The organism is Roseibium sp. RKSG952 (assembly GCF_009711355.1).
In genome coordinates, this window is the sequence record NZ_SMMF01000937.1 from 16,379 (window position 1) to 41,561 (window position 25,183).

Genomic DNA, 25,183 nt, shown 5'->3' on the forward strand with positions numbered 1-25,183 from the left:
AACTGCTAAATTCACGGTGCAATTGTTGGACGATTGCACGGGGTTACTCTATGTATCTACTTCTAAAAACACTAAAACCAAGAGGCACCTGAAGCCGGGATGACCAAACGCGGCTATCACCACGGAAATCTCAAGCAAGCCCTGATCGAAGCGGCCTTGTCGTTGATCGAGGAAAAGGGGCCGACAGGCTTTACACTGTCTGAGGCGGCGAAGACTGCTGGTGTTACCCCTGCGGCTGTGTACCGTCACTACCATGGTCGCGAAGACCTGATCGCCGAGGCTGCACGACAGGGCTTTGAAATGTTCGCGGACCTGATGCAATTTGCCTACGACAAAGGTCAGCCATCAGCCTTGGCCGCTTTCGAGGCAACAGGACGCGCTTATCTGGCTTTTGCCCGCAAACATCCCGGCCACTATATCGCGATGTTCGAAAGCGGTATTTCGGTAAATCGTACGCCCGAACTGGCGATGGCTGCCAACCGGGCCAAAGACGTTCTGGAAAAGGCGGCCTCGGACCTGTCGCAGCATATCCCACCGGAGAAACGACCACCCGCCTCGATGTTCAGTGCCCACATTTGGGCTATGAGCCATGGCGTCGTGGAACTATACGCCCGAAACACTGGCGCAAGTTCTCCATTTTCACCCGAAGATTTGCTCGAGTCCGGGATAGGAATTTATCTCAGAGGTCTCGGTCTGGTGCCACCAGACGAATAGCACTGCTCAGAAATGTCTGCTTGGTTGTGGGACCGAAAGACCAGACGTAACGTTGATCAGGTTCATCTCACCCATGCCTTTGATGTCGACCGGCCCAAGGTCAGACACCTGAAACTCATCAATCAGAGCGTACTTCATCTCTTCTGGTGCAACGATGTTCATCGGGTTGGCAAACACCTGCAGGCGAGATGCGATGTTCACGGCTGGGCCAAAGACATCATAGACGTATTTCTGAATGCCAACGACTGACCCCACGGCGGCCCCCATACCCAAGCCGACCCGTGCCTGCCATTTATGTGGATGGCTCTCATTCCGCCGTTCGAGGTAACGCAGGAACCTGACCGCGCAGTGGGCTACTGCGGTCGCATGATCAGGAGTCGCGTCCGGCATTCCCGAAACCGCGAGGTAGGCGTCACCGATCGTCTTGATCCGCTCACAACCGAACTGCTCGACGATGCGATCAAAGGCGGTGAAGATATCGTTCAATTCGCTCAGCGTAACGGTTGGATCGGTTTGGGAAGCAAAATCGGTAAAGCCGACAAAGTCCAGCATGACCACTGAAACCTGCTCGTAAAGCTGCGGTGTGACAACGCCGAATGTTTTGAACTCCTCATAGACTGCACGAGGCATCAGATTGAGCAACAACCGCTCGACGCGCTCCTTTTCCCGCTCCAACTCGCGCGTATTGCGTTCAACCATGGTCGAATAACTGTCGATCATGCTTTCGAGTTCACGGATGCGCGTAATGTTCTGACACTCGACAACCAGAACCTGCTCCTCAAGACCATTGGCGAGAGAGATTGTCGTGGCAAATATCAGCGTTCGGCGTTTGGGCTTGATCTGCAACTCGGCCGAGTATCGCAAACCGGATTGCTTAACATCGTCCAGTTCGCGCTGATCAAGATCGGGCAGTAGATCCAAGAGCGTCTGCCCTTCGGCCGGAGTTCCAAACCATTCTGCAAACGGCCCATTGTGAAAGACAAAGGTCAGGTCCGAAGCGCGCAAGACAGCCACGCCGACCCCAATCGCCCGCAGCAGATGCTCATTGATAGCAAGAATGCTCATGCGGCATCCCGGGCGACGATGATCGCGCGCTTTCCCTCGATAGCAGACAATGCGATCTGAATATCGGCATCTGACATGCCATGCATGGCCAGAGCTTCGCCAAACAACTCAGCCATCTCATCAAAGTCGTCGTGGCTTATCTTCAGATGACGATGAACGGCTTCGATCCTTTCATCGCTGAACGATGCCGGTCCTCCCACCAGAGACGATACGAATTTTGTCTGATGGTCGATCAATCGAGGCATGTCGATGTCTTCGAAATGCACTCCGATCCCGTCCGAATCCAGTGCCATTTCGTAGAATGACATCACGATACGGCTGATGGTTTTGAACCCGCCGTACTTTTCATAGATCGTTTGACTCACAACACTAAACCAAATGCCGTTCAGCAATAACACTACAAGGTTATATCAAATAGATAGTTTTGTTAATGTTTATGATGATTAAGATGTCGAGGTCAAAGTAGATGGTCGACTACAATCGGTCCGTTCCTCACTAAGGCAAACACTTGCGATCAAACACTTGGCTAAATCTGCATGTACTCAGATTTGTGTACTAACTTCACGGTTTCCGGCAAAATGAGATGTCCGAGCATGATCGCATGAGCGGTGCATTCGTGTAGATACATCGCGACTTTGAAAAGCCTTAGGATGCTATGCTAAATTTTGGTGATATGGCGGAGAGACAGGGATTCGAACCCTGGAGACGGTTTCCCGCCTACACACTTTCCAGGCGTGCGCCTTCGACCACTCGGCCACCTCTCCGTGCCGGCGATATGTGAACCATCGAAACCAGATTTGCAAGGCCCGAAATCAGCGAAATTGCTCTGTTTCTGCGCAAATCTATCTGACGAGTATGAAAGCTCGCCGGTACTAGATTTGCGCTGACTGAATGGTCTTCACCAACATGCCTATCAGACCTCATCTCCGTTATCGGGAGACAGGTCAGTTTCGGTCATTTCGATCGGATCAGAGCTTTCCAAAGTTGCTTTTGGCGACGGATTGTCGGCATCAGGCTTGGTTGATTTAGGCTTATCACTACCCGGTGCCTGCAACGTTTCAGGATTTCTCAACCACACGTCACGCTGAGCGAACGGGATCTCGATACCTTCTTCGACGAAACGGCGATTGATTTCATGGTTCATGTCAGATTTGACTGACAACACCCAATTCACATCTCTCAGGATGGCTCGGATTTCAAAATCCAGTGAATCAGCGCCAAAACCCTGGAACACAACGCTGGGCGCTGGGTTTGCCAAAACCATTGGATGTCCGTTTGCAATCTCACCCAGAATAGTCTCGACCTTGCGCGTGTCCGTACCATAGGCCACGCCGACGGGGACAATCACCCGCCCAACTGTGTTGCCACGTGTATAGTTCGTTACCACGCCGCTGATCAGATCTGAGTTCGGAACAATCACATCCGTTCGGTCAAACGTCTCAATCCGTGTTGAACGCACCGAAATGTCTCGGACATACCCCATCATCCCGTTCACATCGATCCAGTCACCCTTGGAAATAGGGCGTTCGACCAGCAGGATGATGCCCGAAACAAAGTTGGACACGATAGTCTGCAGACCAAAACCGATGCCGACCGACAGAGCGCCCGCAACAATCGCCAGTGAGGACAGATCGAACCCGGCCACCGTGATAGCAACCAGCGCGGCCAGGAAAATCCCAACATAGCCTGTACCAGCAGCAATCGCGTTCTGCCCGCCCGGATCAATGCTGGTCTTAGGAAGCAGCGAATTCCGAAGGCCACTCTGCAACAGACGCGTCAGCATATAGCCGATTGCGAATATTGCGACGAATGTCAGGAAATTGCTGGGAGAGATTGTAACTCCACCAATATCGAAGCCAAGCAAAAGCCTTGACCAAGCTTCGCTCAGATCAGATTCACGTGCACCCCAGTAAATTGCCAACACCGGCAAGGACAGGATCGCGAGAACGAACCCTACAAGAACCGAAAAGAGTGAATCACGGGCGGCATCACCCTGCCCTGTAATCCATCCATAAATCAGGCTGATAAAACGCTGAACGATCACCAACGCTGCGATCAGAACAAGTGTCTTTACTGCTGGAAAGACGATTGCTTCGGCTGCGTTTGTATACCCAAAGATCGCAAGGATCGGGCTCGCGATGCCGAGAAAAAACAGAGCTTTACGCAGAACATCTATGAGTTGGCTAAAGCCTGCAGCACGCGTTGTGCTGGCTTCTGCCTTTTCCCCATCGGGTTCTATGCGCCGGATCTGGCGAACCCGCAACAGAAGGAGCGATGTTGCCACAATAACCGGGAAGCTCACCACAGCTTGCGTTGCGTCTGAGATGTTCTCTATCTGCTCGAACAAATTCGCCAGTTCATGCAGGATCAGCATAACGGCCAGCAGGTCAATGTAGACACGCAGTTCTTTGATCTTGTTCGATGAGATACTTGTGAAGTTCTGAGCCGCCCCCATCAGGAAAATCTGACGGCCAATCCAGTCATAGTAGAAAATAATCGCGGCCCAGTATGGGATCTCCTGAAACAGCAGAGCGCCACGTAACCCCAGAACACCCGTCAGTACGACTGCCTGAACCAAAAGTGTAACGCCAAGCCAAGGCAGAATGATCCGAAACAGCGAGATTATGAAGGTCCATACACCGCTGCCACTTCCTCCGAGGCTGCGCAGATAGTCTCCGCCCTTCTCGGACCATTGTCTCCCGTAAATCAGCAAAACCAGCGCAATGGCGACCAACACGAAGATGGCTAAGCCACGATCGCGCAACTCTTCCCGAACAACATCCGACCGCAAATTCTGTAAAGTTTCGTTGGCAAGACTGCGCGCGGCCTCGGTCAAATCGACCCATGCTGGCGCCCAATAGACCGGGTTTATGGGGGAAGGTCCGCGCTCTAGAAACTCTTTCTTCTGACGATCCCGGATAAGCTGATCGATTTCACTAATCAGACCATTTGCCCGGCTATACGCCTCTTGGGAAATGATACGAGGGACCCGTAAACTGTTCAGTTGGGTCTCCAGATGAGCGCGAAGATTAGCGATATCTTCAGGCTCGCTCGATCCTTCTTCGGGCTTGGGACCTAGCGCTTTGATCTGGGCTTCAAGGGTTTGGATCCGCTCGGTATTAGCGCCCCTGGCTTTATTGAAGTCCTCTCTGTAACCATTTATTTCTTCGCGTAAATTTTCCAGAGAAGCGTTCGAAGCCCGGTTGGCTTCGATGACTGCTTCGGCGCGGTTCGCCGTGCTTACCCACCCCTTGTAGTATTCGCTTTGACGATCTGTCAGCTGAGCTGATGCGACGCCAGCAAAACCGATCACGAGAACCGCGATCAGGGTAAGGAACAGGCGAACCTGCTGCAGCATCATACGTCCTCGAATACGCCAGGAATGCTGCGCGGCGCTTCGGTCATCCAATCAGGAACCGGTAGCTCTTTTTCACGCAGGAAATCGGGGTTGAACAGTTTAGACTGATAGCGGGTCCCGAAGTCACACAGAACGGTCACAATCGTGTGGCCTGGCCCCATTTCCTTGGCCAACCGCACAGCACCGGCCATGTTGATCGCCGTAGATCCACCCATAACCAGCCCCTCTTCGCGCAACAGGTCGAAGATGTATGGAAGCGCCTCGTTGTCGGTAATCTGATACGAGTGATCGGGCGTGAATCCTTCGAGGTTCTTAGTAATCCGGACCTGGCCGATGCCTTCTGCGATCGAGCCACCCTCCATCGCGATTTCACCGGTGGTGTAGTAGGAAAACAGCCCGGCCCCCATTGGGTCAGCCAGGCCAATCTTCACACCTTTAGGCTGCAGTGCCTCGGCGACACCAGCAAGTGTTCCACCAGAACCGACAGCACAAATGAATCCGTCGACTTTGCCATTGGTCTGTTCCCAAATTTCCGGACCAGTTGTCTCAACATGTGCCTGACGGTTTGCCACGTTATCGAACTGGTTGGCCCAAATCGCGCCGTTGGGTTCGCTCTGTGCAAGCTCCTCGGCCAAGCGACGAGAGTAATGAACGAAGTTGTTGGGATTACGATAAGGCGCAGCGGGTACCTGAACCAGTTGTGCACCCGCAAGGCGCAGCATGTCCTTCTTTTCTTCGGACTGGGTTTCCGGAATGACGATGACTGTCTTGAAACCCATCGAGGCACCAACCAACGCCAGACCAATGCCTGTGTTGCCCGCTGTGCCCTCAACAATTGTGCCACCAGGCTTTAGATCGCCGCGCGCAATCGCATCACGAATTATGTACAGCGCCGCCCGATCCTTGACCGATTGGCCCGGGTTCATGAACTCGGCCTTGCCGAGAATTTCGCACCCTGTCTCTTCACTGATGCGGCGCAGCCGGATCAACGGTGTTTTACCTACTGCGTCGGCCAGATCTCGTGCAATGCGCATAGCACCCTCATCTCATTGGTATTATCGCAGATGTACAGGCGCTCAGCCCTGACCACAAGCAGGGATAGCTATCCTCGCAGGCGTTCGCGATGCCTTGCAAGCCAATGCGCCAGCGACAAAAGCGGCAAATCCTTGAAGGTGTGGTTATCCACCATCTCCATGAATTCCTCGTAAGGCAGGATTCTGCTGCGGATATCTTCGCCTTCGGATGCAAGCCCACCGTTTTCCGTTGTTTCAATCAGATCGCCAAGCCCAACGTAGAGATAAACATATTCGGTCGAAGACCCACTCGATGAGTATGCACCACCCGCGTACTCCAGTGCCGTCAGTTCGATCTGCGCCTCTTCCACTGCTTCGCGCCGGGCTGCCTGCTCGGGTGTCTCACCCGGATCAATCATGCCGGCTACGGGCTCCCACATCCACGGCTCGGGGTCATCTATCAGGTACACCGGGGTCCGGAACTGCTCGACCAGCAGGACACAATCGCGGACGGGATCATAGGGCAATACAATCACGGCGCTTCCTTGCAGAAGCGCACTGCGATTCAGCACCGGCCCCATTGAGCCATCATACTGCCGGTACTGCAGCTCGATCTCTTCCATGCCGAAGTAGTTGATGTAGGCCCGCCGGTGGCTTTTGACGATCACGTCTCGGCTCAAGTCGTGCTGATCGCCGGTATGGCGCTGCTGCGCGGCCAATTTAGCCCAAGCCCGTGTGCGGATCGCAGGAAAGCTCCGCTGAATGCGGCTCGCATCAACCCGACCGTAATAGGCCATTACTTCTGACGCCGCCTGCAGGGTCATCGCCCCCCAAGCATCTTCCCACTTCTGCAGCGACCAAAGCGTATCGGGAACCCATGCATCCGGTGCCGGAAAAAACACCTGCGCTTGCGCAGTGGTACCGTCTTGTAATGTCAGCATATGGACATGCAGGTCATAGTCGAACCCGCCTTCGTAAAACGTCAGGCGGTCAAGATCTTGCTCGCTCAAGCCGCGCACAATGATGCCTTCGGCGGTACTTCCTGCTTTGTTGACGATCATGGGAAAGGCCTGCCCCTGGACCGCATAGACTGCGTGATCAGGCAACACTGCCTGTGTGAACGATATATCCGCGCTGCTGCGTCCCAGAACCAACTCAAGCAGTGGCACGTACCGCAACGTGCCGTAGAAAAACAAATCTGACAAAGATTACGTCTCGCTTTTTAATCGAATGAGCTTAGCGCCAGCGCCGGGCAGCCTGTTCAGTAAACACCCCCGCCACCAGCGCGCCGATAGCCAAAGTGATCAGAATCTCGGGCACCATAAGCTGTTTCCCGAACTCGACTCCAAGCTCAAAGATGGCAAGAACCGCCTCGAACGGACCATCATAGCGATGCCGCATTGCAAGGCGGAACATTTCGTAGGCTCCCTGCACGAACAAACCCCAGAACACCAAAGAGACCATCCCGGTCAATCCGTTGTTGAGGGCGGAAGTCCAGCCCCGGCCAGCCCGTTTGCCCATGATGCCCCAACCGCAGGCAAATCCTAGGGCCAGGTTTACAAACGTGAAGTAGCCATAGCTTTTGCCTTCTTCTCCGTTGTCGATAATCATGCCGGATACCAGAAAGGCCACCACCATCAGACAAATAGCGGCAACAAGCTTTGGAGCAGTAGGCATTCGTAGGATCCGTTCCTTAACTGGGTTTTGCTATAGTGATCTGTGTCACATCGCAATTACCCGTGTCAAAGGCTGCGCCACATGCGGTTAAATAATAATTCCACATGCGGCGAAAACGCTCATCAAACCCCATATCGGCAATCTGATCCCACTTGGAGTTGAACGTCTCATACCAGCGGCGCAGCGTCAGATCGTAGCTCTGCCCGAACTCTCGCGAATGCACGATATTCAGGCCAGCGCGAGCTATCTGTTCTTTGAGCACTTTCGGCGCGGGGAGCATACCACCCGGAAAGATGTATTTCTGAATGAAATCAACGCCGTTCTTGTACACGTCCCACCTGTGATCAGCCACTGTGATGATTTGCAGTGTTGCCTGACCACCCGGCTTCAAACGTTCACGGACCGTATCAAAGTATACAGGCCAATATTTTTGTCCGACGGCTTCGAACATCTCGATTGAGGCAATACCGTCATATTGTCCCTGCTCATCGCGGTAGTCTTGCAGCTTGAACTCGACCTGATCGGAAAGCCCTGCCTTTTCAATTCTTTGTCTGGCAAACTTCAACTGCTCCTCACTGATGGTCAGGCCCGTCACTTTCAATCCACGCTCTTTCGCAGCGTATTCGGCAAAGCCACCCCAGCCACAGCCAATTTCCAGAATGTGGTCGCCGGGCTTGGCTCCCATTTCGTCTACCATACTGGCGTATTTTGCGGTTTGGGCCTTCTTCAGGCTTTCCTGGCCCGTTTCAAAGATGGCACTGGAGTAGGTCATGGTGTCATCAAGCCAGAGACCGTAGAACTCATTCCCGAGATCATAGTGGTATGAGATATTCTTTTTGGCCTGCGCGCGATTGTTTCGGTGTAACCAGAACCGCAGTCGCTCATAAGCACGCACCAAGAACCTACCGGTGAAATCGTCATAGACCGCTTCGGTCCCTCTGTGCACAAGATCCATGAAGGATCGCAGATCAGGTGTGCTCCACTCGCCTTCCAGATAAGCGTCAGAAAAGCCTAACTCTCCCTCCCGGATCAGGCGGGCAAATACGTCCGGATCGTGAATGTCAACTTGTGCAACAGGACCGGACTTGGCCCCTTCGGCGCGAAACACGCGACCGTCTGGTAGCGCGATATCCAACCTGCCCGACTCCATTCGGGTCAGCATCTTGAAGACTTGCGAAAAATATCTCGGCAGGTTTTCCTGCCCTTCAGTAGTCGTCAGGATCATCCGCTCTCCCCTCTGCGGTCCTGAGTCAAAGCTAGGACGCGATTCTGTTTCTGGCAAGTTTTCAATTCCTTACTGGCGATTTTCGGGTTTCGTACGCTGTCAGAGCGCGGTTTCGACCAGCCTTCAATCCGACGATGGGTTGAGGGTAAATGTCACCGGCGTCTAATCCCCACGAGCGCGGCACTGCGTTGAAATACGCCAGAGAGGTCGCTGATGGGTCAGACTGACCTTCGGCGACCCACTGCCTGAGGTAGCTTGAATTAGGGTCAAACTTTTCTTGCTGCGTTTGGGGATTGAATATCCGGAAAAACGGAGCCGCGTCCGGACCTGAGCCAGCCACCCATTGCCAACCCATCGCATTGGCAGCAGGATCCCAATCTATCAGGCAATCGGCAAACCAATCCATACCGATCTTCCAATGTGTCATAAGGTGCTTGGTCAAATAGCTGGCGACCACCATTCGCGCCCTGTTGTGCATTCGACCCGTCACGTACATCTCACGTAGTCCGGCATCGACGACCGGAATTCCGGTTCTTGCCTGCTTCCAGGCGACAACCTCAGGCAGTTCGGGGTCAGTGTTCCATGGAAAGCCATCCCATTCTTCCCGCCAGTTGCGTGTCAGAAGATGGGAAAAATGGAACATCAGATGATAAGCAAATTCGCGCCACACCAACTGTCGCAGGAATGCTTCGGTCCCCGATGCGCCAGTTTGCCCGGCATTCTGTACCACGTGCCATATCGTACGCGGACCAATCTCGCCCAATGACAGGTATTCCGACAGGTTCGAAGTGGCGTTTTCTGCCATCTGGTCCCTTTGATCCGGGTAGTTTGCAACTCGATCCAAAAAACTAAAGAGATGATCATGCGCCGCCTTCTCACCCGGCTGCACAAAAGGACGCACAACTTCCGCTCCGCGGTTCATTGCAGCCCCCAACTTCCACGAAGCCAGATCTTCGGATGCGGGCCAAATCGACGGTGGAATCAGCTGATTTGGCGCAGGCTCAGGCGTCGGCACGGCTCTGTTTTGGACAGCACGCCACATGGGTGTGAAAACGCGGAACGGCTGTCCCGATTTTGTTTCTACGGTCCAGGGCTCGAACAAGAGGTGTCCGGAAAATGACTTTGCCTCAACACCGCCAGCTGTAAGCTGCGCTTTGATGTGCTTGTCGCGTTTGATCGCCTCGGGATCATAAGCCCGAGACCAGAAAACCGACCCGGCCCCGGTTTCAGCAACAAGGTTCCGCAGTGTTTCCAGTGCTTGGCCCCTACGGAGAATTAACGAGCTGCCAGTTTGTGACAACGCCTCTGAAAACGCATCAAGTCCCAGTGACAGCCTCCATTTAGGAGCCGCACCAAGCCCTTCAGCAAGTTCGTCCAGAATGAAAACCGGGATGATAGGCCGGCCGCTTTGAATGGCAGAACTCAAAGCCGGATGGTCCGACAGGCGCAAATCCCGTCGGAACCACAAAATGATCGGAGACCGCTCGTCTGTCATAATCGCCCTGTGTTTTCTTCCGTATACGGTACAGAGCGAAAACTGGATTACAAAACGCGGTCAAGTGCACCCAGTAATTGATCAATTTCCTGTCGGGACGTGTAATGCGTAAAGCTGAGACGCAGCACACCCTGATCTGGCTTTACTCCCATCGCCTGCAAAGCGCGCACAGCATAGAAATCTCCGCCGCCCGCCATCACACCCATTTCGGCCAATTCCGACGCGACCGGACCTGCCTCTCGATTAAGCGCAAGCGCGACAGTGGGTGCACGACGTGTGGCATCTGAAGGTCCGATCAGACGCAAGGCATTCCGATCTTTCACCGCATCAAGCACTGGCTGCAGCAAAGCAACCTCGTGCGCCCGCATCAGATCATGCACGAATGCACCGCGCTGAGACGCACCCCCATCAGGGCCACCGTGATGTTCGCACAGTTGATCGACATAGTCGGCCAAACCAGCACTCGCAGCGATTTGCGCATGGTCGGGCCCGGCTGGTGTGAACCTTTTGTACAGAACATCTGCGTTGAAATAATGTGCCTGATTGGGCAGCAGTTCACCCAAGGCGCGTCGAATGACCATACACCCCTGATGCGGACCATAGGTTTTGTAAGCCGAGAACAGATAAATGTCGGGCCCCAGATCACCCACATTCGGGAAACCATGAGGCGCATAGGACACGCCATCCACACAGACGAACGCGCCCGCTGCATGCGCAATCGCCGTGATCTCAGTAACAGGATTGATTTCACCAACAACGTTCGAGCAATGCGGAAAACAGACCAGCCGCGTTTTCTCATCCAGCAGGTTTTCCAGATCTTCCGGATTCAGCGAACCTGTATCCGGGTCAATCTTCCATTCCCGGATTTCTATCCCATCTTCTGCCAACCGACGCCACGGGCCGGAGTTTGCCTCGTGATCCTGATTGGTCACAACAATTGCCTCACCCGGCTTCATCCATTTACGGAAAGCCTGAGCAAGGACGTAGGTATTTTGCGTTGTGGACGGACCAAAGCTCAGCTCATCCGTGTCGACGCCCAGCAATGCGGCCATACGTACGCGCGCTTCATCCATTTCCTCACCAGCCAGACGGCTGGCGTCATACGGCGCATAAGGCTGCACCTTCCGCTGTGTGTAAAACCGGGTCAGCCTGTCGATGACGGGTTTGCAGGTATACGATCCGCCAGCGTTCTCAAAAAATGCCTGTCCCTGCAGGCTGGGTTCGGAAAACGCGGGGAATTGTGCCCGTACAAAATCAATGTCCAGCGTGCTCATCGGACATAGCTCCTCAATCAAGTCCCATACCGCGCCAAGGCCCAAAAAAGGCTTTCACCTCGGTTTTGTAGCCAACCGCGCGGCATCCTCGACAAAGGATTGAAGCATCACGGAAATTCCTTCAAGCGGAAACATCGATACTGACGCTTATGTAATATCCAGCATAGTCCACTGCCGACCAACAACCTGATGACGTATCTTGTCATCAGTGCATGAGATCGTTGCCGCATCCACAAATAACGAGGTTTCTCATGGACTACTCTCCCAAGGATTTTCTTGTCTGGGGCGAACTGCCCGTCAGCGACATGGACAAGGCAATGGCGTTCTATTCATCGGTCACAGGTGGTGATCTGCAGCTTGACCCGAACTGCCCCAGTCCAATGGCGGTTTTCAAACCTGCAAATCCCGAGATCGGGGTCGCTCTGCACATCTACCCCGGCAAACCCGCAACCAACGGCAATGGCCCTACCCTGCACTTGGCGGCCCAAGGTGTTTTGGAAGATGTCATGAAACGGGTGGAAAGCGCCGGAGGACAGGTTGTATCTGAACCCATCCAAATCCCAGCAGGGCGTTTTTTCTACGCCAAAGATCCGGACGGAAATTCGGTCGGTTTCTTTGAGAACCAAACCTGATGAAAAGGCCCCGGCAATCCGCCGGGACCCCTTCTTATTCACTGCATCACTTGCGACGCTTTTCGTTGGCCAGTCCGATGAAGATCGAAACGCACATCAGGACCAGAACGATCGCGAACGGGAAGCCCGTTGCGATTGCCGCAGCCTGCAGCGCACCCAAGCCACCACCCAGCAGCAGCACAACCGCGATTGCACCTTCCAGAATACACCAGAAGACACGTTGGGCTGTGGGGGCATCGGTTTTACCTCCAGCAGTGATGGTGTCGATCACTAACGAGCCCGAGTCCGAGCTGGTCACGAAGAACACTACCACCAGAATGATACCGATGAAGGAGAGCAGACCAGTCATTGGGAAGGCTTCGAACATCTTGAACATTTTCAGTTCAAGCGCAGCATCCGACAGACCCTGACCCGAACCGGACAGAACCTGATCCAGTGCCGCACCACCAAAGACGCTCATCCACAATGCACCAACGACAGTTGGGATCAGGATGACGCAGATTACGAATTCACGAACTGTACGGCCACGCGAAATACGGGCGATGAACATACCGACAAAAGGTGACCAGGAAATCCACCAGGCCCAGTAGAAGGTGGTCCAGCCCTGCATGAAGTTGGTGTCTTCACGACCAACCCAGTTGGACAGTGCGGGCAATGCAATGACGTATTCGATCATGCTGTCGAAGAAACCCGTCAGGATCGCGACAGTCGGACCAACGATCAGAACCAGCAACAGCAGTGCCGCAGCAAGGATCATGTTTGCCTCGGACAGACGCTTCACACCCTTGTCCAGACCCGCAATGACCGAAACCAGTGCAAAGGCGGTGATCAGGCCGATCAACAGCACTTTCATCCCATCTGTGATCGGAACATCAAACAGATAGTTCAGACCCGCCAACGCCTGCGTAGCACCCAGACCCAGCGAAGTTGCCAGACCAAAGATGGTCGCAAACACTGCCAGAACGTCGATGATATGCCCCAGCGGACCCCAGGTTGCCTCACCAAACAGAGGGTAAAAGACTGAGCGCATGGTCAACGGCAAGCCACGGTTGAAGCTGAAGAAGGCCAACGCCAGAGCAACCACTGCATAAACCGCCCATGGGTGCATGCCCCAGTGGAAGATCGTCGCGGCCATTGCCAACTTTTTGGAGGCTTCGGGATCTTCGAGACCCGCACCCAATGGCGCCCAATCGGTGCGAACGCCGTCCTCACCTACAGCGACACCACCCAGCGATGAACCGTAGTGCGAGATTGGTTCCGCGACACCCCAAAAGACCAGGCCGATACCCATGCCTGCGGCAAACAGCATCGAAAACCAGCCAGCATAGCTGTAATCCGGTTTTGCATCGTCGCCGCCAAGGCGGATCGAACCGTATGGTGTCACGATAAGAATCAGCGAAAACACAACAAAGATGTTTGCCGCAATCATGAACACCCAGTCGAAATTGCTGGTCAGTGCCGGACGAAGCCAACCAAAGAATTCGGCCGCCTGCTCGCGAAATACGAGCGAGAAGAACACGAAAGCAATGATGGTTAGACCCGAAACAGCGAAGACCGGATTGTGGACGTCCAGACCCATGATCTGGACATTGTCCTGACCGACCTCATAGTCGGTTTCCGAGTTATCGGACATTATCTCTTCCTCTCTGATTTAGTGCCTTTCTCATCAGGCAAGGAAGAAATATGCGTCACATCTGCAGAGACTGAGTAGGCGTCAAAAACGACATCCAGTTCGCTTTTCGTGCAAAAACGACACGCACTTTATCGACGTGAAATGCCGTTTTCGCTAACAATTTTTACGCAGTGTGGGTGGTGGGTGTCCGGTTTCGGATGCAAAGAATCACCAATGGCGAAGCAGCCGGAATACCGGTTTTAGCCCTGGACTTTGGTATAGGTGCCCTCACCCGCCAGAATGCCACGGAAGCCGCCGGGTTCATCCAGACCAAAGACGATCAAGGGCAAATTATTGTCCCGTGCCAATGCGATAGCTGATGCATCCATTACCCGCAAACGCTTGGCCAACACATCATCGTAGGTCACGGTGTCATATCTCACAGCGTCCGCATGGGCCTTTGGATCTTTGTCATAGATGCCATCCACACCGTTTTTGCCCATAAAGATCGCCTCGCAAGCCATTTCATTGGCGCGTAGGGTGGCTGCAGTATCTGTGGTAAAGTAGGGATTGCCGGTTCCCGCCGCAAAAATACAAACCCGCTTCTTCTCAAGGTGACGGACGGCGCGACGACGGATGTACGGCTCACAAACTTCGTCCATACGGATCGCTGAGATCACCCGGGTGAAAACGCCGACGCCTTCTAGCGCGGACTGCATGGCCAGCGCGTTCATAACAGTGGCAAGCATTCCCATATAGTCGGCCGTTGTCCGTTCCATCCCCTGTGCCGAACCTGAAAGACCGCGGAAAATATTGCCTCCGCCGATCACCATGCAGATTTCAACACCCAGATCATGAACCGACTTCACTTCCTGCGCGATGCGTTGAACCGTTGGAGGATGAAGCCCGAATCCCTGATCCCCCATCAGCGCCTCGCCCGAAATTTTCAGCATAACGCGATTGTACTTTGTTTTTGGGGCGTCGGTGGTTTCAGTGGTGGATGACAGGCTCATGTTGCGCTCCGGGCTGGCACGGGTTTATTTTCCGGCGCAAAATGAAGCAAAAGCCACGCAGGTTCAATGCGAATGGTACGGAACAAGGCAACCACAGATGCACGAAGATTCTGCGACCCGTATTTGTGACATGTTGCCATCTATTCCTGATGGCAAACCGGTGCTCATTGTCGGCCCTACCGCATCGGGAAAATCGGCGCTGGCCTTGCAGATTGCCGAGCGGCATGGCGGCGTGATCGTGAATGCGGACGCAAGCCAGGTTTATGATTGCTGGCGAGTAATCTCTGCCCGACCCTCGCTTGAGGAAGAAGCACAGGCTCCGCATAAGCTATACGGTCACATCACCTATGACCAAACCTACTCCACCGGCCACTGGTTGCGAGAGGTTACTCCGCTCCTCCAATCAGGTCAGCGCCCCATTATTGTAGGTGGTACGGGACTGTACTTTACTGCCCTTACCGAAGGCATGGCAGATATACCCGCAACGCCTGCAGAAGTTCGATCAGAAGCTGACAGTTTGTCGTTGGACGTCCTGTTGCAAGGCGTGGACCGAAAGACGCTTGATGGGATCGATGTGCAAAATCGGGCGCGGGTACAGCGCGCATGGGAGGTCCAGAAAGCGACTGGAAAATCTCTGCGCGATTGGCAGATGGACACCCCACCGCCGATACTGAAGCTGAGCGACGCTGTTCCGATTGTTTTTGACACAGACAAAGACTGGCTGCTGGATCGGATCAACCGCCGGTTTGACCTGATGCTGCAAACCGGTGCGCTGGAAGAAGTCGAGGCCATGCGCGGGTTGTATGATCCCGCGCTTCCTTCGTTTAAGGCAATCGGAGTGCCGGAGTTGATAGCCTATCTGGATGGGCAAGTTTCACTCGATCAGGCCAGAGAAAAGGCGACAATCGCGACGCGGCAGTTCGCCAAGCGCCAAAGGACATGGTTCCGGGCTCGCATGAAATCCTGGAACTGGATTGTCGCCTCAGCTTGATACTTTAATCCAACGACATTACCTGCGACCGGGAAGTTACCGCAAACACACGACAAATTGAATGCCGTGGTATGCAGTATCTTGCGGTCAGAAACATGTCGCGAATCCGGACAGAAACACCGTCTGCGGTTTTATTGATTACCAGTCAACTTTCGCCATCAATGTCGTTTTTGTATCGTGGATGACGATTTCGAACATTGACCTTGTGTAAATTCTGGTGCCGAATGTCGTGCATGGGGATGTTTAGAATCCAAAAAAGAAAACCCAAGGAATTACCGATCGGCTGCATCCGATCAGAGTAGTTCGAACGATCTTCAAGATAAAACTGTGTCACAGGGAGACATTCATGGAAAACACTACAATGACCGGAACACCGATTCATTGGGCAGCCGAGATGCATGCCCAAGAGTATCGGGACGGCAAACTTAATCGCCGTGAGTTCCTGACGCGCGCGACCGGCCTTGGTGTGTCGGCGGTAGCTGCTTACGGAATGATCGGTTTACCAGCCCCTGCAATGGCAGCAGGCGAAGACGTCAAGAAAGAAGGCGGTACTCTGCGCGTTCAGATGAGCGTTCGCGCCCTGAAGGATCCACGCACTTATGACTGGTCCGAAATGGGCAACCAGAGCCGCGGTACCTTGGAATACCTGGTCGAGTACAACTCGGACGGTACATTCCGCGGCATGCTGCTGGAAGGTTGGGAAATCAACGAAGATGCAACCCAGTACACGCTAAAGCTTCGCCCGGGTGTGAAGTGGAACAATGGCGATGATTTCACCGCCGATGACGTGGCGCGCAATATTGCCCGTTGGTGCGATAAATCCTCGGAAACAAACTCCATGGCGGGCCGCTTTGCAACTCTCGTGGATGAAGGCACCGGTCAAGCCATCGACGGCGCAATCCAGGTTGTCGATCCGCAGACCGTTCAGCTCAACCTGCCAAAATCGGACATCTCTCTGATTGCGGGTATGTCGGACTATCCGGCAGCTATCGTGCACAGTTCGTTTAATGAGAACGACCTGACTAACAACGTAGGCACTGGTCCCTATGTGATCGAAGAGCTGGAAGTTGGTGTTAAATGCTCACTGGCCCGTAATGAAAACCACACCTGGTGGGGTGAAGAAGTATTCGGTCGTCCGGCTCTGGATCGGATCGAGTACACAGACTACGGCACCGACCCGTCTGCATGGCTGGCGGCGTTGGAATCCGACGAAGTCGATATGCTGCATGAATCTGTTGGTGAATTCATCGACGTGCTGGATGGTCTCGGATACGAAAAATCCGAAGTGATCACCATGGCAACCCTCGTGATCCGTCCGAACCAACTGGCCGAAGTGGATGGCAAACAGCCTTATGCTGACAAACGCGTTCGAAAAGCGCTTCAGATGGCGGTCGACAACGAAGTCTGTCTGGAACTGGGCTATGGTAATCGCGGCTCGTCCGCTGAAAACCACCACATGGGACCGGTCCACCCGGAATATCCTGAACTGCCCAAGCAGCCTGTAGATGCCGCTGGCGCGAAAAAGCTGATGGAAGAAGCAGGCATGGCCGATTATGAGCATGAATTGCTCTCGATCGACGATGACTGGCGCCGCAATACAACCGATGCCGTCGCTGCGCAGCTGCGCGACGCAGGTATCAATGTTAAGCGGACGGTTCTGCCGGGTAACACCTTCTGGAACGACTGGGCGAAATATCCCTACAGCTCGACCAACTGGAACCACCGTCCTCTGGGCGTCCAAATTTGGGCACTGGCTTACAAATCGGGCGAAGCCTGGAACGAGTTTGGTTGGGCGAACCCTGAGTTCGACGCAATTCTCGACGAAGCTCTGGCCATCGCGGACGCGGACAAGCGTCGTGAGGTAGCAGCCCGTGGTGCCGCGTTGATCCAGGAAGAGGGTGTAACCGTTCAGCCTTATTGGCGCGCTCTGTACCGTCACATGAAAGACGGCCTGGTCGGAACGGATATGCACATTTCGTTCGAACACCACCAGTATAAGTGGGGTTGGGCCGCCTAAGCCCGATCAGTAATACAAGCTGGGGTGCCCTGAACGGGCACCCTTTCAAGCCGCAGACGCCCGGCAACCCTCCGGAAGTCCGAGGCCAGCGAATGGTCCAATGATCTGCGGAAACACCTGAACAACAGGGGCCATCATGGGACTCTTTATCCTCAGACGGTTCGGGGTGATGCTTTTAACAGCATTGTGCCTGACCTTTGTGGTCTTCTTTCTGACCAATCTCTATCCGAACCTCGAGAAGCTTGCCAAAACTCAAGGCAACCAACGTATGTCCGATGAGCAGGTGGAAACCTGGCTTGCGAACCGGGGATACCGAGAGCCCATGCTGCTCAAATACGGTCAATGGCTTGGCGTCGTACCGGGTTTCACCAATACCCTCGACGACGGTCAATTCGTTGGCACCTGTGTCCGCCCTGGCTCAACACCCGAAGACACCCCGCGTTATTGCGGCGTTCTTCAAGGTGAATGGGGATATTCGACTGTCTTCAAAGATGATGTTGGCACCATCGTGTCCAAGCGATTGGGGAACACAGGATACCTGATGTTCTGGGTTTTGGTACTGATGGTACCGTCGGCGTTGTTGGTCGGCGTACTGGCTGGTATGCGCGAAGGATCGGCACTTGACCGCTCACTATCTACATTCTCGATCATCACGACGGCGACGCCGGAATATGTATCGGGCGTGATCTTCATCGCTATCTTCACCTCGTCCACCGTCGGCCTGAAGTGGTTCAAAGGAACCGCGACACAGGCAATGGAGAACCCGACTTTCGAGAACTTCTTCCTGCCGGTTCTGACCATTGCCCTTTACGGGATGGGATATATCGCGCGGATGACACGCGCTTCGATGACCGAAGTTATGACCGCGCAGTACATCCGAACCGCCCGCCTCAAGGGCGTCTCGTTCTCGAACATCGTCATGAAGCACGCGCTGCGCAATGCGCTGATCGCGCCCTTCACAGTCATCATGCTGCAGTTCCCATGGCTGCTGAACGGCGTGGTGATCGTCGAGACCCTGTTTAACTACAAGGGCTTTGGCTGGGCGCTGGTTCAGGCTGCAGGGAACAACGATATCCAGCTCTTGCTGGCCATTTCGGTTGTCTCCGTATTCGTGGTTCTGGTCACGCAGCTGATTTCAGATATCGGCTACGTCTACCTCAACCCGCGCATTCGCATTTCGTAAGGGAGGATAGATCATGGAACCTCTTAGCTGGACCGGCTCTATCGCCTTTCTCAACCCAATCCTCATGATCGCGCTTGTGCTTCTGGCGCTGTCGATCGTGCTATGGATTTTGGCAAGTATCTTTCAGGCTGAAGCACCCGTATCAGTCAATGCCGATGGAACCCTGAGTTCCGGAGGTGGCTTCCGCGGGCTTGCACAAATGGCGCTGCGCTATTCCTTCATGGCTACTGTCGCAGCCGCTGTCGCTTATCTGGTACTGGGAGTATTGCTGGGTACAAGCGCAGGCATCGTGGGCGCCATTTCCCAGCAGTTTCTGCCTGTATGGGTGTCTCTGATCATCCTGTTTGCCATGTCCGTCGCCTTCAAACGGCGTCTCGGCCTGTATGGCAAGCTGTTTGATAGCCCGATTGGCATGATCGGCTTCGGGTTGGTGATGTTCTGGGTTTTCACCGGAATCTTCGGTGCGCTCGACCTCATCGTGACCCACGATCCCTTGGATCAGGTCTCCGGCATGAAAAACAAAGTGCCCGGCACACCCCTGCCCAATGCGGAAGAGGGTGAGTTCGCCTGGTACCTTTTGGGCGGCGACAATCTTGCTCGTGACGTATTCAGCCGGATGGTCAAGGGCGCATGGATTGTTGTGCAGATTGCCCCGCTTGCAACCCTGTTTGCATTCATGGTCGGTATCACCCTGGGCCTACCTGCGGGTTACTATGGCGGACGTCTGGATACTTTCCTTTCCTTCCTCGCTAACCTGATCCTCGCCTTCCCGGTCATCCTGTTGTTCTACCTGCTGGTGACACCAGAGATCGTTGCAACAGGCGTGCCGAACTATATGGCTGCGGTGTTGTTCATCTTCCCGATCCTGTTCATCGGGGTTTTGCTGAACTCGCGCTACTACACGCGTCCCAAATTCCGAACACCGCTTCTGATCGGAGTTCTCGGTATCGCTATCTGGCTCTATCTGTCGCTGATCTCGACCGGTGGATACATCGTCAACACCGAAACCTATCGCATCTGGGGGCTGCCCACCTATCTCGACCTGTTCGACATTCCCGGCGGTATTCTCGTCGTGTTCGTGTCGGTGGTCTTTGTGAACTCGCCTACGGTGTTCCGTATCGTTCGTGGTCTCGCATTGGACATCAAAACACGCGACTACGTGGCAGCGGCACAAACCCGTGGCGAAGGCCCATGGTACATCATGCTGTGGGAAATCCTGCCAAACGCACGTGGTCCGCTGATCGTCGATTTCTGCCTGCGCATCGGCTACACCACCATCCTGCTGGGAACCTTGGGTTTCTTCGGGCTGGGACTTCCGCCGGAAAGCCCGGACTGGGGTTCAACGATCAACGAAGGGCGTAAACTGCTCTCGATCTACCTGCACCCTGCCCTTCCTCCTGCCCTCGCTTTGCTGTCGCTGGTTCTGGGTCTGAACCTGCTGGCGGATGGCCTGCGTGAGGAAAGCTTGAAGGACTGATGTGATCAAGGCCGGGGGCTTTGCTCCCGGCCTCCAATGACATTTTAGCCAGATGATGGGATTTCCCTGACTCTCGCGAGGAGATGCAAAGATGAACAAACTGGCGGATTATGACGGCCCGATCCTTGAGATCGACAAGCTGTCCATCTCATTCTTCACCCGCCTTCGGGAAATTCCGGCCGTGATGGATTTCTCGGTTAGCGTACAACCCGGCGAGGCCGTTGGGTTGGTGGGTGAATCCGGTTGCGGGAAATCCACCGTGGCGCTGGGCGTTATGCAGGATTTGGGCAAAAACGGTCGTATTGTCGGCGGAAGCATCAAGTTCAAGGGCCGCGATCTGAGTGAGATGACGACCGAAGAACTGCGTGATATTCGTGGCAACGAAATCGCTATGATCTATCAGGAACCTATGGCATCGCTGAACCCGGCGATGAAAATCGGCAAGCAACTGATGGAAGTGCCGATGATCCATGAGGGCGTCGGCAAGGAAGAGGCTTACGCCCGAGCACTGGAGGTGGTCACTGACGTGCGCCTGCCTGACCCTGAGCGGATGCTGAACTCGTTCCCTCACCAACTGTCGGGCGGCCAACAGCAGCGGATCGTGATCGCGATGGCGCTGATGTCGAAACCGGCGCTGCTGATTTTGGACGAACCGACAACAGCGCTGGACGTGACCGTTGAAGCCGCTGTGGTGGAACTGGTCAAGGATCTGGGTAAAAAATACGGCACCTCGATGCTGTTCATCAGTCACAACCTTGGTCTGGTGCTGGAAACCTGTGACCGGCTGTGCGTGATGTATTCGGGTGAAGCGGTCGAGCGCGGCTCGATCCATGATGTGTTCGATGAAATGCAGCACCCCTATACACAGGCGCTGTTCCGTTCGATCCCACTGCCCGGAGCGGACAAGAACTCGCGCCCACTGGTGGCGATTCCGGGTAACTTTCCCCTACCCCACGAACGGCCGCCGGGTTGCAACTTTGGCCCGCGCTGTGACTATTTCGAAGAAGGCCGCTGTGACGCTCAGGATATCGTCATGGAGGCTGTTCCCGGGAATGACCGACATCACACGCGCTGCCTGAAGTTCCAGGAGATCGACTGGAATGCGCCGATCACCGTTGGCGAGCAAAAGGAAAAAGGCGAAATTGGCCGCACCGTCCTGAAGATGGACAATCTCAAGAAGTACTATGAGGTTGCGGCAAACGCGCTGTTTGGCGGCGGTGAGAAGAAGGTCGTCAAGGCGAATGAAACCCTGAGTTTCGAGGCACACGAGTCTGAAACGCTGGCGATTGTGGGCGAATCCGGTTGCGGTAAGTCTACCTTTGCCAAGGTTCTGATGGGGCTTGAAACAGCGACCGACGGCCAAATCCTGTTGGACAACCGCAACATCGAAGACGTGCCGATTGAAGAGCGTGACGCCAAGACAGTTGGCGAAGTGCAAATGGTGTTCCAGAACCCGTTCGATACGCTGAACCCGTCCATGACAGTTGGTCGCCAGATCATCCGCGCACTCGAGATCTTTGGCGTCGGCAATTCCGAGGCTGAGCGCAAGCAGCGTATGCTTGAACTTCTGGACCTCGTGAAACTGCCGAGGGCTTTTGCAGAACGCATGCCGCGCCAACTTTCAGGTGGCCAGAAACAACGCGTTGGTATCGCCCGTGCGTTTGCCGGGGACGCCCGCATCGTTGTTGCGGATGAACCTGTTTCGGCGCTTGACGTGTCGGTTCAGGCAGCGGTGACCGATCTGTTGATGGAGATTCAGCGCGAACAGAAAACCACGCTGCTGTTCATCAGCCACGACCTTTCGATTGTTCGCTATCTAAGCGACCGGGTCATGGTCATGTATCTGGGCCATGTGGTTGAGTTGGGAACAACCGATCAGGTCTTTGCACCGCCCTATCACCCCTATACCGAAGCCCTGCTGAGTGCTGTGCCGATCGCGGATACGTCGGTTGAAAAAGAGCATATCGTTTTGGAAGGCGACATTCCGTCGGCGATGAACCCACCTCCTGGATGCCCATTCCAAACACGGTGCCGCTGGAAATCAGAAGTGCCCGGTGGTTTGTGTGAAAAGGAAGTGCCCCCGGTACAAACTCTTGCCGGTGGCCATCAGGTCAAATGCCATCTGGCAGAAGACATCCTTGCCCGCATGGAACCGGTCATCAAGATCGCTGCGGAGTAATTTACCTCATCAGATCAGAAGGGGCCGGTCTTAACCGGCCCCTTTATTTGTGCTGAGTTCTTCCAATTGGGGGGAGGCTAAACTCATCCGCACAAACTGATCGTGAGTGGCGTCTTGGTGAGGCTGTTTAACCGGTCAGCACGTTGTTACCGAAATACATGTACTCTTCAGACATTCCTGAAATTTCCTCGGCATTCAGGCTCAGACTGGCGCTATCAAGCATCTTGTAACTCGACTGTCCCTTCACCCATTCATCAGCAGATTGCAAAGTCGTCAGCGTGTAAGAAGTCACGTCATTAAGATAATGCGTGGGGATGATTATCTTCGGCTTCAGTTTCGCAACGATATCATTGCCTTGCTCATAGCTCAGGATGTGTTGCGAGCCATCTACAGGCAGGGTCAGAACATCCACTTGACCAATCGCATCCCAGAATTCTTGTGGCGGGTTATGTCGATTGTCACCCCAGATCAGGGTTCGGATGCCACCTGTCTCCACTAGGTAAACGACCATATCCATATGACCGACGTTGTTCGGCGGGCAGGCCTCAACTCCAAATTCGGCCAGCGCATTTGTCCAGTCATACCAACCCGGTGCGACACAGGCGTGTTTGTCAGCAAATCCAGTGATTTTCAGATCGGCGAACTCAAATTTCCCTGCCATTCTATCCAGCACCATCGTCGAGCTGGGACGCTCAATAGCATCGTGATCAAAATGAGCGTGAGTGGACATCGTGATATCGACAGAGATCTGAGGGAACTCATTTCTGAACCACAGCCCCCAAGCCCCCGATGGATCATCCCTCCAGGGATCAAACAGAACCGTGGCGCCATTGGGTGACGTGATTTTGATAGCGCAGTGGCCGTAATAGTCGATCCCGACCGTTCCACTGCTTGCCTGACCGGTTGAGCCCTGCAGATCAATCACATGGTTGTTGTTACCGGGTTGCAGCCACGCTTGCGATTGCGCATCTGCGGGCTTGCTGCCAAGCAAAGACGCCCCTGCCCCGACACCTGCCGCGCCAGCTGCCATAAAGAATGAGCGTCGCGAAAGACCCGGGGCCAGAGAATCGCGATTGCCGTTAAGAATTGTGGGCTTCAGATCGTTTCGATCCATTATTGTACCTCCGTATTGGACAGGCACGGGTTCGTTCCGTACCACCAATTTCAAGGTAGCAATCGTTAGTCGCCTGGCTCAGGCCAGAAAAATCAGGGGGAAATATGGGGGAAAACCCCATATTCCGTTTTCACGAAATCGAGAGCAGATGGCTGCGCAGATTCTGATCACGCCCTTCCAACCCCAATTTTCGCCGAATGTTGTTGCGGTGAAAATCGATGGTCGAAGTTTCCCGTGACATAGCCCGCGCGATGTCTTTCGTTGTTTTGCCAGACATAACCAACTGTGCAATCTCGATCTCGGTCGGGGTCATTATCGAGAACGCATCGGACAGTTTGTCCGACATCATCGAGGTGATGTCCCTTAGATTGCTCTCAGCCAGATCCAGATAGGCATGAGATGCCTCTCCTTCGACCAACTGCCCGCGCAGTTTATCGAGATAAGGCAACACCATCGAGCGCACACGCTCTACGATATCCTGATCCCGGTCCTTCCGATCATCATCGAGACTGGTTAGCAACACGCGAAGAGCCGTATTGGTTTCTTGCAACTCCCGCGTCCTGGCCTGAACACGATTTTCCAGATGCATAAGCGTCTCGTTGAGTTTCTCTTCGAGCGCCCTTCGCAAGTAAACCTCTTGTATCAAAGCCAAATCTGACTCGACCATGCGTGCGAACTGGGCAAGCCCCTCTCGGAACAAAAGAGCGCGTCGGTTGCGGTGTCGATCCAGAACACAGATGGTTCCGAATACCGTGCCATCGGGCCATTTAAGGGGAAACCCAATGTAGAACGACATGCCATGCTCCAGATCCTCATTGTCACTCCACACCGGATCGCATTGTGCATCTTCAACCACCAACTCGCCATTACGCTCCAACACACCCTGGCAATATAGCTTGGGGTTCAAACGAAAGTTCATACCCACCGGGTACGGGTTTTCCGGATGATCGGACGTAATCAGAACCGCATGATCAGGCGCATCCGTTTTCATGATCAGGCTGGCTGGCACATCAGCAAGCTGTGAGACCAGATCAACCAGCTTTTGCCAATTGGCCATTGTATCCGGTGGAATCTCCGGGCGGTCGCGTGTCATCGGCAAAGTCACCGTCATCTGGGATTACCAAATCAGGTTAATGCGCCGAAT

General features: G+C 54.2%; 20 protein-coding genes and 1 tRNA gene. 7 read left to right on the top strand and 14 right to left on the bottom strand.

The window, feature by feature from the left end; all coding sequences use genetic code 11:
• Positions 1-99 precede the first annotated feature (99 nt).
• Positions 100-714: a TetR/AcrR family transcriptional regulator gene (locus tag E1297_RS26875; RefSeq protein WP_155143724.1), complete on the top strand. Its 615-nt coding sequence runs from the start codon at positions 100-102 to the stop codon at positions 712-714.
• A 6-nt stretch (positions 715-720) separates the two neighbouring features.
• Here E1297_RS26875 and E1297_RS26880 read toward each other — a convergent pair whose 3' ends face one another.
• The 10 genes from E1297_RS26880 to E1297_RS26925 form a co-directional block, all read right to left on the bottom strand.
• Positions 721-1,779: an adenylate/guanylate cyclase domain-containing protein gene (locus E1297_RS26880; RefSeq protein ID WP_155143726.1), complete on the bottom strand. Its 1,059-nt coding sequence runs from the start codon at positions 1,777-1,779 to the stop codon at positions 721-723.
• Complete coding sequence (locus tag E1297_RS26885; protein ID WP_209016014.1) at positions 1,776-2,144, bottom strand: group 1 truncated hemoglobin; 369 nt, start codon at positions 2,142-2,144, stop codon at positions 1,776-1,778. The genes E1297_RS26880 and E1297_RS26885 overlap by 4 nt, the downstream gene beginning before the upstream one ends.
• Positions 2,145-2,453: 309 nt before the next feature.
• Positions 2,454-2,543: transfer RNA gene (locus tag E1297_RS26890), tRNA-Ser, on the bottom strand.
• 149 nt (positions 2,544-2,692) lie between these two features.
• On the bottom strand, positions 2,693-5,137 hold the full coding sequence (locus E1297_RS26895; protein WP_155143804.1) for a DUF3772 domain-containing protein: 2,445 nt from the start codon (positions 5,135-5,137) through the stop codon (positions 2,693-2,695).
• Complete coding sequence (locus E1297_RS26900) at positions 5,137-6,171, bottom strand: cysteine synthase A (protein WP_155143727.1); 1,035 nt, start codon at positions 6,169-6,171, stop codon at positions 5,137-5,139. Before E1297_RS26900 ends, E1297_RS26895 begins: the two co-directional genes overlap by 1 nt.
• A gap of 68 nt (positions 6,172-6,239) precedes the next feature.
• Entirely contained in the window at positions 6,240-7,355 is a 1,116-nt protein-coding gene (locus E1297_RS26905) for an NUDIX domain-containing protein (protein ID WP_155143729.1), read from the bottom strand.
• 31 nt (positions 7,356-7,386) lie between these two features.
• Positions 7,387-7,827 carry a TrgA family protein gene (locus E1297_RS26910; RefSeq protein ID WP_155143730.1) on the bottom strand — a complete coding sequence of 147 codons (441 nt, stop codon included), beginning with the start codon at positions 7,825-7,827 and terminating at the stop codon, positions 7,387-7,389.
• 16 nt (positions 7,828-7,843) lie between these two features.
• The gene (locus E1297_RS26915; protein ID WP_155143732.1) at positions 7,844-9,052 is read right to left on the bottom strand and encodes a cyclopropane-fatty-acyl-phospholipid synthase family protein; all 1,209 of its coding nucleotides are present in this window, start codon (positions 9,050-9,052) and stop codon (positions 7,844-7,846) included.
• Positions 9,053-9,113: 61 nt separating this feature from the next.
• Positions 9,114-10,547 (bottom strand): deoxyribodipyrimidine photo-lyase, encoded by a 1,434-nt coding sequence (locus E1297_RS26920; RefSeq protein WP_155143734.1) that lies wholly within the window; start codon positions 10,545-10,547, stop codon positions 9,114-9,116.
• A gap of 47 nt (positions 10,548-10,594) precedes the next feature.
• Positions 10,595-11,821 carry an aminotransferase class V-fold PLP-dependent enzyme gene (locus E1297_RS26925; protein ID WP_155143735.1) on the bottom strand — a complete coding sequence of 409 codons (1,227 nt, stop codon included), beginning with the start codon at positions 11,819-11,821 and terminating at the stop codon, positions 10,595-10,597.
• Positions 11,822-12,072: 251 nt separating this feature from the next.
• Between E1297_RS26925 and E1297_RS26930 the strand changes: the two genes are divergently transcribed.
• Positions 12,073-12,453 carry a VOC family protein gene (locus E1297_RS26930; RefSeq protein WP_155143737.1) on the top strand — a complete coding sequence of 127 codons (381 nt, stop codon included), beginning with the start codon at positions 12,073-12,075 and terminating at the stop codon, positions 12,451-12,453.
• A 46-nt stretch (positions 12,454-12,499) separates the two neighbouring features.
• On the opposite strand, the gene E1297_RS26935 is transcribed toward E1297_RS26930, so the two are convergent.
• Both E1297_RS26935 and pyrH read right to left on the bottom strand, forming a co-directional pair.
• Complete coding sequence (locus E1297_RS26935; protein ID WP_155143739.1) at positions 12,500-14,086, bottom strand: BCCT family transporter; 1,587 nt, start codon at positions 14,084-14,086, stop codon at positions 12,500-12,502.
• Between the two features lie 239 nt (positions 14,087-14,325).
• Positions 14,326-15,078, bottom strand: coding sequence for a UMP kinase (gene pyrH, locus E1297_RS26940; RefSeq protein WP_155143741.1), 753 nt, complete (start codon positions 15,076-15,078; stop codon positions 14,326-14,328).
• Positions 15,079-15,175: 97 nt separating this feature from the next.
• Between pyrH and miaA the strand changes: the two genes are divergently transcribed.
• The 5 genes from miaA to E1297_RS26965 all read left to right on the top strand — a co-directional run bounded on the left by miaA (position 15,176) and on the right by E1297_RS26965 (position 22,925).
• Positions 15,176-16,069, top strand: coding sequence for a tRNA (adenosine(37)-N6)-dimethylallyltransferase MiaA (gene miaA / locus E1297_RS26945; RefSeq protein WP_244327902.1), 894 nt, complete (start codon positions 15,176-15,178; stop codon positions 16,067-16,069).
• 346 nt (positions 16,070-16,415) lie between these two features.
• Positions 16,416-18,086 carry an ABC transporter substrate-binding protein gene (locus E1297_RS26950; protein ID WP_155143744.1) on the top strand — a complete coding sequence of 557 codons (1,671 nt, stop codon included), beginning with the start codon at positions 16,416-16,418 and terminating at the stop codon, positions 18,084-18,086.
• Between the two features lie 136 nt (positions 18,087-18,222).
• Entirely contained in the window at positions 18,223-19,269 is a 1,047-nt protein-coding gene (locus tag E1297_RS26955) for an ABC transporter permease (protein WP_155143745.1), read from the top strand.
• 13 nt (positions 19,270-19,282) lie between these two features.
• The gene (locus E1297_RS26960) at positions 19,283-20,746 is read left to right on the top strand and encodes an ABC transporter permease (protein ID WP_155143747.1); all 1,464 of its coding nucleotides are present in this window, start codon (positions 19,283-19,285) and stop codon (positions 20,744-20,746) included.
• Positions 20,747-20,837: 91 nt separating this feature from the next.
• A complete protein-coding gene (locus E1297_RS26965; RefSeq protein WP_155143749.1) occupies positions 20,838-22,925 on the top strand; it encodes an ABC transporter ATP-binding protein in 2,088 nt (695 codons plus the stop codon).
• Between the two features lie 127 nt (positions 22,926-23,052).
• Here E1297_RS26965 and E1297_RS26970 read toward each other — a convergent pair whose 3' ends face one another.
• Positions 23,053-23,955 carry an MBL fold metallo-hydrolase gene (locus E1297_RS26970; RefSeq protein ID WP_209016015.1) on the bottom strand — a complete coding sequence of 301 codons (903 nt, stop codon included), beginning with the start codon at positions 23,953-23,955 and terminating at the stop codon, positions 23,053-23,055.
• A 214-nt stretch (positions 23,956-24,169) separates the two neighbouring features.
• Positions 24,170-25,132 (bottom strand): LuxR C-terminal-related transcriptional regulator, encoded by a 963-nt coding sequence (locus tag E1297_RS26975; RefSeq protein ID WP_155143753.1) that lies wholly within the window; start codon positions 25,130-25,132, stop codon positions 24,170-24,172.
• Between the last annotated feature and the right edge of the window lie 51 nt (positions 25,133-25,183).